This is a genomic window from Rhodanobacter sp. FW021-MT20 (assembly GCF_041107475.1).
Taxonomy (GTDB): Bacteria; Pseudomonadota; Gammaproteobacteria; order Xanthomonadales; family Rhodanobacteraceae; genus Rhodanobacter_A; species Rhodanobacter_A glycinis.
The window spans coordinates 23,249-38,892 of the sequence record NZ_JBGBPX010000014.1 but is presented as its reverse complement, the minus strand read 5'-3'; the positions used below and the strand labels follow the sequence as shown (position 1 = coordinate 38,892).

9 protein-coding genes are annotated in these 15,644 nt (G+C 65.1%); 8 read left to right on the top strand and 1 reads right to left on the bottom strand.

Annotated elements, in window-relative coordinates; all coding sequences use genetic code 11:
* Positions 1 to 95 precede the first annotated feature (95 nt).
* From AB7849_RS14275 to AB7849_RS14240, 8 genes are all read left to right on the top strand, one after another.
* Positions 96 to 563: a Dps family protein gene (locus tag AB7849_RS14275; RefSeq protein ID WP_008210481.1), complete on the top strand. Its 468-nt coding sequence runs from the start codon at positions 96 to 98 to the stop codon at positions 561 to 563.
* A gap of 295 nt (positions 564 to 858) precedes the next feature.
* The gene (locus tag AB7849_RS14270; protein WP_439822720.1) at positions 859 to 3,378 is read left to right on the top strand and encodes a glycosyltransferase family 2 protein; all 2,520 of its coding nucleotides are present in this window, start codon (positions 859 to 861) and stop codon (positions 3,376 to 3,378) included.
* A gap of 92 nt (positions 3,379 to 3,470) precedes the next feature.
* Entirely contained in the window at positions 3,471 to 5,249 is a 1,779-nt protein-coding gene (locus AB7849_RS14265; RefSeq protein WP_369501199.1) for an autotransporter assembly complex protein TamA, read from the top strand.
* Between the two features lie 463 nt (positions 5,250 to 5,712).
* Positions 5,713 to 9,459 (top strand): translocation/assembly module TamB domain-containing protein, encoded by a 3,747-nt coding sequence (locus tag AB7849_RS14260; protein ID WP_008210473.1) that lies wholly within the window; start codon positions 5,713 to 5,715, stop codon positions 9,457 to 9,459.
* A 232-nt stretch (positions 9,460 to 9,691) separates the two neighbouring features.
* Positions 9,692 to 11,467 (top strand): DUF3300 domain-containing protein, encoded by a 1,776-nt coding sequence (locus AB7849_RS14255; RefSeq protein ID WP_202799632.1) that lies wholly within the window; start codon positions 9,692 to 9,694, stop codon positions 11,465 to 11,467.
* A gap of 241 nt (positions 11,468 to 11,708) precedes the next feature.
* Positions 11,709 to 13,772, top strand: a complete 2,064-nt coding sequence (locus AB7849_RS14250) for a M13 family metallopeptidase (protein ID WP_008210471.1) — start codon at positions 11,709 to 11,711, stop codon at positions 13,770 to 13,772.
* 177 nt (positions 13,773 to 13,949) lie between these two features.
* Positions 13,950 to 14,171, top strand: coding sequence for an AbrB/MazE/SpoVT family DNA-binding domain-containing protein (locus AB7849_RS14245; RefSeq protein ID WP_008210470.1), 222 nt, complete (start codon positions 13,950 to 13,952; stop codon positions 14,169 to 14,171).
* A 9-nt stretch (positions 14,172 to 14,180) separates the two neighbouring features.
* A complete protein-coding gene (locus AB7849_RS14240) occupies positions 14,181 to 14,609 on the top strand; it encodes a type II toxin-antitoxin system death-on-curing family toxin (RefSeq protein WP_037099368.1) in 429 nt (142 codons plus the stop codon).
* A gap of 87 nt (positions 14,610 to 14,696) precedes the next feature.
* On the opposite strand, the gene hdhA is transcribed toward AB7849_RS14240, so the two are convergent.
* The gene (gene hdhA / locus AB7849_RS14235) at positions 14,697 to 15,464 is read right to left on the bottom strand and encodes a 7-alpha-hydroxysteroid dehydrogenase (RefSeq protein WP_008210467.1); all 768 of its coding nucleotides are present in this window, start codon (positions 15,462 to 15,464) and stop codon (positions 14,697 to 14,699) included.
* Positions 15,465 to 15,644 lie beyond the last annotated feature (180 nt).

Here is a 15,644-nt window from a genome sequence, read left to right as displayed (position 1 = left end):
CGGCATCGCAAAGATTCATTTCCCCGTCACCGGGCGAGCCGCTAATGTCCATGGCGACGAAACGTTCTCCCATCGATACCCACAAGGAGCAACCCATGGCCCTGAACATCGGCATCGCCAAGAAAGACCGCGAGGTGGTGGCCAAGCACCTGTCCAAGCTGCTGGCCGACACCTACTCGCTGTACCTGAAGACGCACAGCTTCCACTGGAACGTGACCGGCCCGCAGTTCAACAGCCTGCACGCCATGTTCGAGACCCAGTACAACGAACTGTGGCTGGCCGCCGACGAAGTGGCCGAGCGCATCCGCACGCTGGACGTGTTCGCCCCCGGCTCCTACAGCCAGTTCGGCAAGCTCACCTCGATCAAGGAAGAGTCCGGCGTGCCGGAATGGAAGGAAATGGTGAACCAGCTGGTCGAAGGCCACGAGATCGCCGCCGCCACCGCGCGCGACACGATCAAGGCAGCCGACAAGGCCGGCGATGAAGGCACTGCCGACATGGTCACCGGCCGCCTGAAGGAGCACGAGAAGACCGCCTGGATGCTGCGTTCGTTGCTGAAATGAGCTGACCAGCCGGTTTGCGACGCGCCCTCGCCGCCGTCCCGGCGCATGGGCGCGTCGCCCGGACAGGGGCCTGCCGGCACGGCTTCGCCCTCCCCGGGTTGCCAGCCCCTGACCTAGCGCTGACTGCATTTCCCACGTTTTATTGAGCGGACAACCACCGATTGGTTAAGCTCGCCGGGCTACGCCTGCCTCGGGAGAGGCACCCACGGGAATTTCCTTGAGCGCCACACCCTCCAATCCGCCACGTCGACCCTCGCTGTTTACGGCCATCCTGCTGGCATTGGTGGTGGCCGCCATGAATATCGGTTTGTGGTGGTGGAGCAACCTGCCGCACGGCCCGGAAGACTGGCACGGCCCCATCAACGGCTTCGCGGTGTCGCTGTTCCAGCGCTACCAGAACCCGCTGCAGAACGACTTTCCCAGCGACAAGCAGATCGCCGGCGACCTGCACCTGCTGCACAAGTACAGCGACAACATCCGCACCTACTCCATGCTGCAGAACCCGCAGGTGGTGCGGCTGGCGCACAAGGAAGGCCTGCACGTGCTGGCTGGGGCCTGGATCGACACGCGGTTGGAGAACAACGAGAAGGAGATCGAGGCGCTGATCGCGATGGCGCGGCGCTATCCGAAAACGATCACCCGGGTGATCGTCGGCAACGAGGTGCTGTTTCGCAACGACATCCCGCCGGCGCAGCTGATGGCCTACGTCGACCGCGTGCGCGCGGCGATCCGCCAGCCGGTGTCGGTGGCCGAGCCGGACTATATCTGGGTGAAATACCCGGAGCTGGTCAGCCATGTCGACTTCATCACCGTGCACCTGTTCCCGTACTGGAACGGCATCCCGCGCAAGGACGCCATCGGCGCCGCGCTGGGCAGCTACCAGCACCTGCGCCAGCTTTATCCCTACAAGCCGATCGTGGTGGGCGAGATCGGCTGGCCGTCGAACGGCGACCGCCACGAATACGCCGAGCCCTCCGTATCCAACGAGGCGATCTTCCTGCGCCAGTGGTTCAACGTGGCCAAGCGCGACCACATCGACTACTACGTGATGGAGGCGTTCGACCAGCCGTGGAAGGAGCAACTCTCGGGCCGCACCGAAGCGTACTGGGGCATGTTCACCGCCGACCGCCAGCTGAAGTTCCCGTTCACCGGGCCGGTCACCGAGGACACCGGCTGGCCGTGGAAGGCGCTGGCCGCCAGCCTGCTGGCACTGCTGCCGATGCTGTGGTTCGCGCGGCGTTTCGCGCGCTTCAAGCTGACCGGCCGCTTGTTCTTCTGCGGACTGATCCAGCTGGCCTGCACGCTGATCGTGTGGTCGGCCACGCTGCCGTTCAACTTCTACCTCGACTGGATCGACTGGACCATGCTGGTGCTGCTGTTCCCGGCCCAGCTGGCGATCCTGGCCATCCTGCTGATCAACGGCTTCGAGTTCACCGAGGTGCTGTGGCGGCGCGAGTGGATTCGCCACGCCGGCATGTTGCGACCGGATGTGCCGGAGAAGCAGCCGTTCGTATCCATCCATCTGGCCTGCTACAACGAGCCGCCGGAGATGGTCCAGCTCACCCTGGATTCACTGGCCGAGCTGGATTACGCCAACTACGAAGTGCTGGTGATCGACAACAACACCAAGGACCCGGCGGTATGGGGTCCGGTGAAGGAGTACTGCGAGAAGCTGGGCAAGCGCTTCCGCTTCTTCCACCTGGAACCATGGCCAGGCTTCAAGGCCGGCGCGCTGAACTTCGGCCTGAAGGAAACCGCGCCCGAGGCCGACGTGGTGGCGGTGATCGATGCCGACTACGTGGTGCGCCCCGACTGGCTGGCCGCCCTCACCGGCCACTTCCACGACCCCAAGGTGGCCGTGGTGCAGTGCCCGCAGGCGCACCGCGATTTCGAGCACAACCGCTTCCGCCGCATGACCGCGTGGGAGTTCGACGGTTTCTTCCGCATCGGCATGCACCACCGCAACGAGCGCAACGCGATCATCCAGCACGGCACCATGACCATGGTCCGGCGCAGTGCGCTGGAAGGCACCGGCGGCTGGTCGGAATGGACCATCTGCGAGGATGCCGAGCTGGGCCTGCGGCTGATGCATGCCGGCTACGAGCTGGTCTACGTCGACGAGCTGATGGGCAAGGGCCTGACCCCGGCCGACTTCAAGGCGTACAAGAGCCAGCGCTATCGCTGGGCATTCGGTGCGATGCAGATCCTCAAGGGCCGCTGGAACTGGATGACACAAAAGGGCCCGCTCACCGCCGGCCAGCGTTTCCACTTTCTCACCGGCTGGTTCAGCTGGTTCGCCGATGCGCTGCACCTGATCTTCACCCTGATGGCAATCTTCTGGACCGCCGGCATGGTGGCGTTCCCGAATCTGTTCAGCCTGCCGATGCAGCTGTTCCTGATTCCGGTGATCGGTTTCTTCTTCGCCAAGGCGATCTTCGGCATCGTGCTGTATCGCGCCCGCGTGCCGTGCGGCTGGTACGACACGCTGATGGCCTCGCTGGCCAGCATGGGCCTGTCGCACGCCATCGCGCGCGGCATCCTGCACGGACTGACGCGCGAAAAGACCTCGTTCGTGGTGACGGCGAAGAGCCGTCGCCTCGGCGAGAGCAGCCTCGCCGCGTTCGCCCCCGTACGCGAAGAAGGCCTGATGGCCTGCGCGCTGGTGTTGTGCATCATCGGCATGATCAAGGGCTTCGGCACGCGCTACATCGAAGGCGAGCTGTGGATCTTCATCCTGGCCGCGCAGTCGATCCCCTACTTCTCGGCGGTGATCGGTGCATGGATCGCACATCGCTCGGGCGATGCGGCCGGCTGAGCCATCGGCCGCATTTGCTTTCATAAGAACCCAACGAACGCTGGGGTAAGCTACGCCTGCCCACACCCCCGAATGAGGACGGATCCCCTCACATGCGCCGCCGTTCCCGACGCCCGGGTCTCGCCCGTTGGGGCCTTGCCCTGCTCCTGCTGCTTCCGCTGTTCGCGCACGCGGGCGTGTTGCTGGTGGTGGATGGTGTCGAGGATCCGCTAAAGGGCGCCGTGGTTGCCGGCGTGGATCTCTCGCAATACGCCACGCGCGAGGTCAGCGACGCCCAGGCTCGTCGACTCTACGAGCGCGCGCCGGACCAGGCGAGCAAGGCGCTGCAACCGTATGGGTATTACGACGCCACCGTCACCGCCGACCTGAAGCGTGTCGGCAAGGACTGGCAGGTCACCTTGCACGTGAAGCCGGGCGAGCCGGTCAAGGTGACCGCCGTGGACATCCAGCTCGACAAGGCCACGCTGGCGATTTCCTCGATCCGCCACGCAGCACACAAGATCGAACGCCTCAAAGGCCAGCGTCTGGACGACGCCACCTACGATGCCGATCGCGATGCGCTCAGCGGCGCGCTTACCGCCGACGGTTTCCTCGATGCCAAACTGAAGGTGCACCGGGTGGAAGTGAATCGTGCCGAGCGCAGCGCCGTGGTGAAGCTGGCATGGGAAGCAGGCACGCGCTATCGCTACGGCAGCGTGCACTTCGAGGGCTCGCAGTTCCGCGAAGGTTTCCTGCAACGCTACGTGCCGTTCAAGTCCGGCGACTATTTCTCGCAGAACCAGTTGCTCACGTTGCAGCAGGCCTTGAACGGTGCCGATTATTTCTCGGTGGTCAACGTGCTGCCGGATGTGGACACGGCGAAGCACGGTACCGTGGACGTCAACGTGCAGCTGGCGCCGGCCAAGCGCACCGTCTACACCGGCGGTCCATTCTTCGGCACAGATACCGGCTTCGGCCTGCGTGGCGGCGTCGAGCGGCGCTGGGTCAACAATCGCGGCCACAAATGGAAGAACGAGATCGTGGTGGCGCAGCGGCTGAAGACGCTGTCCACGCTCTACTCCATTCCCATGCCCGGGCCGAACCAGCGCAGCTACAACTTCGGTGCCAATTACCGCGACGCCAATACCGACACCTCGCAATCACGCACGCTGGAACTGGTCGGCAACGAAACCCGGCAATGGCATGGCTGGGTGCGCACGTTGGGCGTGCACGCGCTGATCGGCACCTTCACCGTGGGCAAGCAAGGCAACGAACCGGACAACGCGCCCGGCGTCGAGCATGGCCGCAGCAAGCTGGTGTTCGCCGAAGCCTCACTCACCCGCAAGCACGCGGACAACCCGGATTTCGTGCGCCATGGCTGGTCACTCAGCCTGTACGCGCGCAGCACCGCCGGCACCCTGCTCTCCAGTGCCCGCTTCAGCCAGGTGACTGCCGACGCAAAATGGATCCAGGCCTTTACCCGGCGCGACCGGTTGATCCTGCGCGGCGCCATCGGCACCACCTGGACCAGCGACTTCGCGGCGCTGCCACCGCAACTGCGCTACTTCGCCGGCGGCGACCGCTCGGTGCGCGGCTACGGCTTCCAGACCATCGGCCCGAAGAACAGCTACGGCCGCGTGATCGGCGGCCACAACCTGCTGGTGACCAGCGCCACGGTGGAGCACTACTTCACCCGCAACTGGGGCATTGCCGCCTTCGTCGATGCCGGCAACGCCTTCGACGGCTTCGACTATCGGCCGAAGGTCGGCACTGGTCTGGGTTTGCGCTGGCGCTCGCCGGTGGGGTTGATCCGGGTTGACCTGGGCACGCCGATCCATGACAGGAACCGGCATGGGGTGGAGTTGCATATCGTGATCGGGCCGGATTTATGACTTGTTTTGCTGGCTTTGGCGTGGACGCTAGATTGCTCGCCTGCGGCGGGCTTTCGCTGCCCTGCCGGCCAGCGAGCCACCTTTCTTTGCTGGCCCACGCTACCGCCTGGAGCGGTAGCAAACAGCGAAACTGGCCCGAAGGGCGAAGGGCAGGATGCCCGGAGTCAAGAGAAGTAACCCAGAGAAATGGCCTGATGGAACCCGCCGACCCTACAAGCCTTGACGGTCAAGGTTTTTTGGAAATGGCGCGGCTCCTCTTGTTACACCGACGGCCACACCGCGCCGTCACCGATAACCGAGGCAAGAGAGGGGCTGCCGTCAGCTGCCACTCCCAGCTTTTCTCCGTGCAGCCGAACCGCTCCAATCTCGATTCACGCACCACACCCCTCACCGTCATTCCGGCGCAGGCCGGAATCCAGTCGAATACTCGTGCGAAGCACGCTCCTCCCATGGAAGCCCACGCATGAAGTGGCTCAAGCGCATCGCCATCGCCTTCGCCGCGTTGCTGTTGCTCGTGACGGTGCTGCTGTGGTGGTTGCTGGACACCGGCGCGGGGTTGCGTTTTGCGCTGGCGCGGGCAGAAGGTGCGATGCATGGTGCGTTGACGGTAAAGCATGCGCAGGGCCGCCTGCTCGGCCCGCTGGATGTGTCCGGCGTACATTACGACGACGGCAAGGGCACGGTGGTGACGCTGGCGAAAGCGCATCTCGAATGGCGCTTCTGGCCACTGCTGGGCAAACGGCTGCACGTGATCGATCTCGACGTGGATGGCGTCGATGTGGCGCTGCCCAAGGCGAGCGAAGAAACACCGCCCAGTTCCAGCGGCTTTTCGCTGAAGCCGCCGATTGCGCTGGTACTGGATCGCGTGCACGTCGCCAACGCGAAAATCAGTCAGGGCGGGCAACCGCTGTTTGCCGCCAACCAACTTGATCTTGCTGCGAGCTGGACCAACGCCGGCATTGCGGTGAAACAGCTCGGATTGCAGGCGCCCGACGGCCACGCCGAACTGGTGGGCCAGCTTGCCGTTGGCCGGCGCTACAAGGGTGACGGCAAGGCCGGCTTTGCCTGGCGCGTGGGTGACACCGAATACGCCGGTACGCTGACCGCCACCAGCGACGGCAAGCAAGCACATGCACAAATCGCCCTGACCAAGCCCACCACCGCCGCGCTCACGCTGGACCTCACCCAATCCAGCCAATGGCCGTGGACGGCCAAGCTGGACCTGCCGTCCTTCGACCCCAAGCCACTGCTCGGCGCCAGCTCGCTGCAGACGCTGGCAGCACACCTCAGCGGCAGCGGCGACAAGCTCGGCGGCACGTTGAACGGCCAGCTCGACCTCAACCATTACACGGTGCGCCTGCAACCGTTGAGCGCGCATTTCGACAGCGACTACAAAACCCTGCAGCTGCAGCAGCTGCAGTTGTCCTCGCCACAGGTTCCCGGCACGCTCAACGCCAGTGGCACACTGCAGCTTGACGCGAAGCCGGTGAGTGGCAACCTCGCCATCACATGGAAAAACCTGCAATTGCCGGCGGAACTGGTCGGCCAGGCGCTGGCCAGCCACGGCAGCCTCACCGCGCATGGCAGCGCCGAGCAATACCATGCCGAAGGCGACGTGGACATCGGACCGCCGGGCAAGCTCGCCAAGCTGGCGCTGAACCTGGACGGCACGCCGAAACTCGTCACCCTGCACACGCTGCAACTCAAGCAGGCGCAAGGCGGCCTCGATGCCAGCGGCACGCTGACCCTGCAGCCGGCACTGGCATGGAACGTCAAGGCCAGCGCGCAGAAGCTCGATCCCGGCCAGTTGTTCGCCGGCTGGAACGGCGCGCTGGATCTGGCGCTGGACAGCCAGGGCACGCTGACACCGCAAGGTCCCGAGGCCACGCTCGACCTGCACAAGCTCGTCGGCGAATTGCGCCAGCGCAAGGTGGAGGGCAGCGGCAAGCTGCACCTGTCGCCGAGCAAGGTGGTCGACGGCAAGCTGGCCTTGAATGCCGGCCAAAGCCACGTGCAGATCGACGCGAAGCCGGGCAACCGCAACGACATCCAGCTGACGCTCTCGGTCGCTTCGCTCGGCGACTGGTTGCCGGCTTCCGGTGGCCAGCTCGACGGCGGTTTCCGCGTGCAGGGCTTGTGGCCTTCGCTGAGCGTCAATGGCCACGTGCGCGGCAAGTCGCTGGTGTGGCAACAACAGAAAGCCGACCAGTTGCTGCTGGTGGTCGGCGTGCCCGACATCAGCCACCCCGCCGGCAAGCTGGAGCTGGATACGACCAGCGTGCAGGCCGGTGGCCTGGCCTTCCAGAAGGTGAATCTGCTGGCTGAAGGCAGCCAGGCCACGCATCAGTTGAAGCTCGACGCGCAAGGCCAGCAACTTTCCGCACAACTGATCCTGCGCGGCGGCCTGAAAGGCTCGGCGTGGAACGGCACACTGTCCACGCTCAACCTGCGCCCACAGGGCATGCCCGAATGGCGTCTGCAGCAACCGGCGAAGCTGGCCTGGAACAATGGCGCGGCAAGCCTGTCCGAGTTGTGTTTGACCGCCGGCGATCCCCTGCTGTGCGTGGCCGCGAAACAGGACAAGGGTGGCAATCTCGACGCCAGCTACCGCCTGCATGCACTGCCTTTGGCGCTGCTCGTGGATGCCGCCGGCATCGCCAATGTGCCGATGCGCGCCGATGGCAAACTGGACGGCAACGGCAAGCTGCACCGCAATGCCGCCGGCGCACTCAGCGGCAACGCCAGCATCACTTCCGCGCACGGCAGCATCACCTATACCGATCATCCAAGCCAACCGTTGTTGAGCTACGACGATCTCGCCGTGAATGCCACGCTGGCGCCTGCCTCGCAGCAAATCCAGGCACATGCGAAGCTGGATGGTGATGGCCGTCTGGATGGCCAGATAAACATCACCGGGAAACAGCAGGCACTGGGGGGCCAGATCGAGCTTCACCTCAACCAGCTCGGTTTCGTCGAACTGCTCACCGATACCGTGGCCGACGTGAAAGGCAAGCTCGATGGCAGCTTCCAGCTTGGCGGCACGCTGGCGCAACCCGCGATCACCGGCAACGCCACGCTCGACGGCTTCGCGGCGGAAGTGCCCGATGCCGGGCTCAAGCTTGTCAAGGGCCACATGACGGTGCAGACCACCGATGCGAAGCAGTTCCGTATCGACGGCAGCGTGCAGTCCGGCGAAGGCACGCTCACCGTCGCCGGCACCGCCGGCATCGGTGCCGCGGCACCTACGTCGATCACCCTCAAGGGCAGTCGCTTCACCGCCGCCGACATCCCTGCCGCCAAGGTGGTGATCTCGCCCGACCTGGTGGTGAAGCAGGACGCCGCCGGCATCAACGTCGGCGGCGGCGTCAGCATCGACAGTGCCGACGTGAACGTGGAGAAATTGCCCGGCGGCGGTGCCAGCCAGGCCTCGCCCGACGTGGTGATCGTGGACCAGCCGCAGCAACCCACGGCCAGCACGCCGGTGCCGATCACCGCCTCGGTGAAAGTGGATCTTGGCCATCGCACGCATGTGGTCGGACTGGGCTTGAATGGTCGCCTTGGCGGCGTGCTCACCGTCAACGACCGTCCGGGCCGGGCCACCACCGGCCAGGGCCAGGTCAGCGTGAGCGGCACCTACAAGGCCTACGGCCAGAACCTGCACATCGAGCGCGGCCAGTTGCTGTTCGCCAGCACGCCCGTGGACAACCCCGGCCTCAACATCAAGGCCGTGCGCAAGCTCAACCCGAACGCCACCATCGACGAGGGCCAGGAAGTCGGCCTGCTGATCACCGGCACCGCACGGCGTCCCGTGCTTACGGTGTTCTCCAACCCGGTGATGGAACAGTCCGATGCCCTGTCCTACCTGGTCACCGGCAAGCCGCTGTCGCAGGTGAAGGGCGGCGAAGGCAACATGGTTGGCGCCGCCGCGCAGGCACTGGGCTCGGCCACCGGCGACCTGCTGGCCAAGAGCATCGGTGCGAAGACCGGCCTGGACATGGGCGTGTCCAGCAGCGATGCGCTGGGTGGCAGCGCCGCCTTCACCGTCGGCAAGTACCTGTCGCCGCGGCTGTACCTCAGCTACGGCGTCGGCCTGTTCGACCCGGGCCAGGTCATCACGCTGCGCTTTCGCCTCAGCCACCGCTGGAATTTCGAGGCCGAGAACGCCACCGATTTCAGCCGCGCCAGCTTCAATTACCGCATCGAGAAATAGGTTTCCGACAGGACCGCGCAAGCCTGCCTTAACGCCTTTTTGCCAGGCTGCTGAACGGTCACCACGCCGCCGCGCGCGGCACCGTGGCCGCCCTTGAATTCGACAGCCGCCGTTCAACTCGTCGCCGGATACTGAGCGCGCCTGCTACCCCATGTCAGCAGGCATGCGGCAGCCGTTGCACGACTCTGTCGACCACGGACTGCACCACTCAATCGCAGTGCGGGAGACACCCGTGAACCGCCACCCCTGGATACGCAAGACCGCTGGCACACTGCTCTGTGCCAGCGTCGTGGCAATGGTCGGATGCAACAGCAACCAGCCATCCTCTCCCGCTCAACCGGCCGCATCGAGCTCGACCGCGGCACCGGCTGCCACGCCATACACACCGCCCAGTGCCGACCAGCTCTATCAGATGGTCGCGCCCATCGCGCTGTTCCCGGACAAGTTGATCGCTCAGGTACTGGCCGGCTCGACCTATCCCGACCAGATTACCCGTGCCGACAACGTGCTGGTGCAGAATCCGAACCTGAAAGGCGCCGACCTGCAGACCGCGATTGCCCAGCAACCGTGGGACCCGAGCGTGAAGGGCCTCACCGCGTTTCCCTCCGTGCTCGACCAGATGGCCAGGAACATCGACTGGACGACGGCGCTGGGCGAAGCCTACGTCAACGACCCGACCGACGTGATGAACGCGATCCAGGTCATGCGCCGGCGCGCCACGCAACACGGCAGCCTGCGCAGCTCGGCGCAGATGCGCGTCGTCACCCAGACTGTGCCCGTGCAACCGGTCGACGACGTCAGTGACGACAACAGCTATCCCGTCTACAACGGCCCGGCCGTGGTCCCCGCGCCCGAGCAGATCATCGAGATCCAGCCGGCCCAGCCCGACACCGTCTACGTGCCACAGTACGACGCACAAACCGTGTACGGCGAAGAGCTGCCCAGCTACCCCGGTTACGTCTATGAGCGTCCGCGCGAATACAGCACGGGCCAGATGGTGACCGTCGGCGCCGTGAGCTTTGGCGTGGGCATCCTGGTAGGCGCGCTGCTCGAACACCATCACGACGAGGCCCGCTCGAACTACGGTTGGCAAAGCTGGGGCATGAACTGGGGTGCACGCGGACGCGATGGCGAGCGCGGCGGCCACTACGGTGACTGGCAACGCCCGGCGGTGATCCACAACAACACCACCTACATCTCGCGTTCCACCACCGTGGTGAACCATTACGTCACCAACAACATCAACAACAGCCGCAACGTCATCTACAACCACAGCAACGTCAACAGCAACAACCAGCGCAACACCACGATCAACAACAACCAGCACAACGACAACCGCCGCATCGACAATCGACGCATCGACAACCGCGGCGAAGCCAACGCGCAAGCGTTCGCGATGAAGCCGGGCGAGCCCCGCGCCGCCATCGCCCGCACGCCGACGCAAGTTGCGCACAAGCCGATGAGCATGCCCGACTTTGGCGCGCGTGGAAGTCATGTGCCAGGCCCGCGCAGCGACGCCGTCGCCATCCGTCCAGCGGAATCCTCCGCGCGCCAGCGGGCGATCGCGCCAAGGCCGCAGGCCGCCAGGCTGCCGACCACACGCGGCAGCTACGACATGCGCCCTGCCGTGACGACCGCTCATGCGCGCCCGGTGACCGGGCCCACCCGCGGACACCTGCAACCCATGCCGCGGGTGGTGAACAGCCACACCACCGTGCCAGTCGCGCCGCGCGAGCCGCCAGTCCGTCATACCGCGCCACGGGCGATGCCGGAAGCGACGCACTCCCTGCCGCGCGCCCCGCAGCGGCCCGCCCCGGTGATGGAGCGTCCACACCCCGCGGCCAAGTCGTTCCGCGCCGAACCGAGGCCGGAACCCGTGCGCCCCGTCGTGCGCGAGCAGGCCGCGCCGGTCCGCCACGAAAACGCACGCCCTTCCGCCCGTCCACAGCCACAGCGCAAGGTCGAGCCGCACGGGAAAGACGGCAGGAAAGACGATCACGGACATTGATCCCGGCGTCGGGGCCACGGACGGCCTCGTCCCCGCCGGCACGCCATCCTGGCTTCCGACAACCCGCCTTGGAAAAGCGGCCCGAGCCGGGTACACGAGCGAAGTCCCCCTCGCGGCAACGTAAACGCTTTCCGCGTCGCGGCGTGCCCTTCGCGCGTCCTGGTGGCATGCTTGCGCGACTTTTTCCTGTCGCTCGCGTTGCCATGTGACGCGGGCCTCCCAAGTTCACGAGGTGACTCACATGCAACGCACACGATGGATTCTGGCCGCGGCTGTCGCCGCCGCGCTTTGTGGTTCCTCGGCTTGGGCGGCCACGCCTGCGCAGCAGGGCAATATCGGCATCGACCTTTCGGGCATCGACCACGCGGTAAAGCCGGGTGACAATTTCTTCGACTACGCCAACGGTAACTGGCTGAAGACGGCGAAGATCCCCGATGATCGCTCCAGCACCGGCACCTTCCTCAAGATCTACGAGCAGACCGAGAAGCACACGGCCGACCTGATCCGCAGCACGCGCGGTGACCACGCCGCCCCGGGCAGCAACGAGCGCAAGATCGCCGACTACTACGCCGCGTACATGAACGAGGCGAACATCGAGAAGCTGGGCCTGAAGCCGCTCAAGCACGAGCTGTCGGCCATCCACGACATCGACTCGAAGAACGATCTGGCCCGCGTGCTGGGCAGCCGTCTGCGCGCCGACGTCGATCCGATCAACGCCACCCACTTCCACACCCAGCACCTGTTCGGCCTGTTCGTCACGCAGGGCCTGGAAGATCCGTCGCAGCACGTCGCCTACCTGCTGCAAGGCGGCCTGGGCATGCCCAGCCGCGACTATTACCTGTCCACCGACCCGCACATGGTCGAGGCCCGCGGCAAGTACCAGACCTATGTCGTGGCGCTGCTGAAGCAGGCCGGCATCAAGGATGCGGACGCCAAGGCCAAGACCATCCTCGACCTGGAGACGAAGATCGCCAAGGCGCAGGAAAGCCTGCTCGACAGCGAGAACGTGCACAAGGCGAACAACCTGTGGAACATGGCCGACTTCGCCAAGAAGGCGCCAGGCCTGAACTGGACCGCCTACTTCGCCGCCGCCGGCCTCAGCGATCAGAAACAGATCGACGTGTGGCAGCCCAGCGCCATCACCGGCCTGTCCGCGCTGGTGGCCAGCGAACCGCTGGACGCATGGAAGGACCTGCTGACCTTCCACACCATCAACGCCGGGGCGCCGCTGCTGCCGAAGGCCTTTGCCGACCTCAGCTTCGACTTCTACGGTAAGAACCTGCAGGGCACGCCGCAACAGCAGCCGCGCTGGAAACTTGCCGTGGGCGCCACCAACACCGACCTCGGCGATGCCGTGGGCGAGCTGTACGTGAAGAAGTACTTCCCTGCCTCGTCCAAGGCCGAAGTGCAGCAGTTGGTGCAGAATCTCATTGCCGCGTTCGGCGAGCGCATCGACACGCTGAGCTGGATGACTCCGGCCACGCGCGCCAGGGCCAAGGAAAAGCTCACCACGCTGAAGGTTGGCGTGGGCTATCCGGAAACCTGGCGCAACTACGCCTCGCTGGAGATCAAGCCCGATGATCCGCTCGGCAACCACCTGCGCGCAGTGAAGTTCGAATACGAACACCAGAAGGCCAAGCTCGGCCAGCCGGTGGATCGTGGCGAATGGTGGATGACGCCGCAGACGGTCAACGCGGTGAACCTGCCGCTGCAGAACGCGCTGAACTTCCCCGCCGCGATCCTGCAACCGCCGTTCTTCGATCCGAAGTCCGACGCCGCCGCCAACTACGGTGCCATCGGCGCCATCATCGGCCACGAGATCAGCCACAGCTTCGACAACACCGGTTCCGAGTTCGATGCGCAAGGCAAAATGGAGAACTGGTGGACGCCGGCCGACCTGGCCCACTTCAAGGCGGCCACCCAGCAGTTGGCCAAGCAGTTCGACCAGTACGAAGCGCTGCCCGGCGTGCACGTCAACGGCGAGCTGACCCTGGGCGAGGACATCGCCGACGTTTCCGGCCTCACCATCGCCTACATCGCCTATCACAAGTCGCTGGACGGCAAGCCGGCGCCGGTGATCGACGGCCTTACCGGCGACCAACGCTTCTTCCTCGCCTTCGGCCAGGCCTGGCGTTCGAAGATCCGCGATGCCGCGCTGCGCCAGCGCCTCAGCACCGACGTGCACGCGCCCGCGCAGTTCCGCGCGCTGACCGTGCGCAACCTCGACGCGTGGTACCCCGCGTTCAAGGTGAAGCCGGGCCAGAAGCTGTATCTGAAGCCCGATCAGCGCGTGAAGATCTGGTAAGCCGATTCACGCACTGAAAAGACCAAGGGGCCGCATGCGAATGCGGCCCCTTGTTTTTGGGCTCGCCCGGTAACGCCCATGAAGCTGGCCCGCCACCCCACCAAGGCATCCGGGAGCATTGCACTTGGCTCGGCATCTACGTATAACATACGTTATAACCATTCTTTGGAGGCCGTCATGAAACTCAAGATCACCACCATCGGCAACTCCGCCGGAGTCATCCTGCCGCGCGAGCTGCTGGCCCGCCTGCGCCTGGAAAAAGGCGACGAACTGTTCGCACTGGAAACCCCCGACGGCATCCGCCTCACCACCTACGACCCCACCCTGGCCAAGCAGATGGAAGTGGCCGAGGAGGTCATGCGCAAGCGGCGTACGCTCCTGCACAAACTGGCGCAGTAGGTGATGACCATGATCATCTGGATCGAACGACCGCTCGCCATCGCCATCCATGAGCGCCAACTCGCCGAACATGGTGGCGGCACCGGCGTGCGCGACGAAAGCCTGCTGGATTCGGCGCTGGCACGCCCACAACAATTGCATAGCTACGGCGATCGACCGCCCGACCTCGCCGATCTCGCTGCCAGCCTCGCCTTCGGCCTGGCCCGGAATCACCCTTTCGTCGATGGCAACAAGCGCACGGCCGCGGTGACCTGCGAAACTTTCATCATGCTCAACGATGCCGTTCTGGATGCAGACGATCTCGATTTGTATCCACACTACGTCGCCCTCGCCGAAGGCGGCCTGTCCGAGGCCGAGTTCGCCAGTTGGCTGCGCGTGCATATCCGTCTCGACGACGACAAGCGCGTGAATGAAGCCGCCGCCTCGTATGGCCGCTGACGGCCATGACTGACTGTCATTTCTCCCCCGGCCGAACGACGAGTCCGGCCAATGACCACGTCGATCAGCCACTGCACAGCCGGCAACTCAATCCAGTTCCTGCACGCCACCACCCGACACCGTCAGGATCTGCCCGCTGACCCAACCCGCCGCGGGTGAGCACAGGAACAGCGCCGCGTTCGCCATGTCCTGCGGCTCGCCAAGCCGATGGATCGGCGTGTGCATCAGCATCGCCTTCTCGATATCGTCGTTCAGCACCGACTCCAGCGCTGCCGTACGCGTGGCGCCCGGCGCGATGCCGTTGATGCGGATGCCCATCGGGCCCAGATCGAATGCGATGTTGTGAATCAGGTGATTCGTTGCCGCTTTCGATGCGCTGTACGACGCCATGCGCTTGTTCTTGTTCTCGCCCGCCATCGAGGTGATCGCCAGGATCGCCCCGCCGCCGGCCTTCGCCATCTCCGGCGCAACCAGCTGCGCCAGGCGGAACAGCGAAAACACGTTGAGATCGAACGCACGGCGGAACTCCGCCATCGGCATGTCGAACGGTTTCGGGCCGCCGCCGCCGGCATTGCTGACCAGGATGGTGAGCTTGCCGAACTTCGTCACCGTACCGCTGACCAGCGCGGCCAGATCCTCTTCCTTCGTTACATCACAAGGCATGCTTGCCGCCTTGCCACCCGCCGTCACGATGGCCTCGGCCACCGACTTCGCCGCATCCACGTCGCGGTCGCTGACCACCACCACGGCACCCGCGGCGCCGAAAGTTTCGGCAATGGCGCGACCAATTCCCGCGCCGGCGCCGGTGATCACCGCCACCTGACCATCGATTCGAAAACTCTTCGGATCAAACATGTCTCGAACTCCGTGCACCGGAAAGAGCAGCAGCATCGTGCGACCTGTTGCGTGACGAAACCGAGATCGAGCGTGCGGCGAAAGCCATCCGGCCGATCCAGCGCCCATGCCACGACCGCTCATCCCGGGCCCGCCGCTGGCAGCCCGCTCGCCATGGCGCGGACTTCCATCGATGCATGA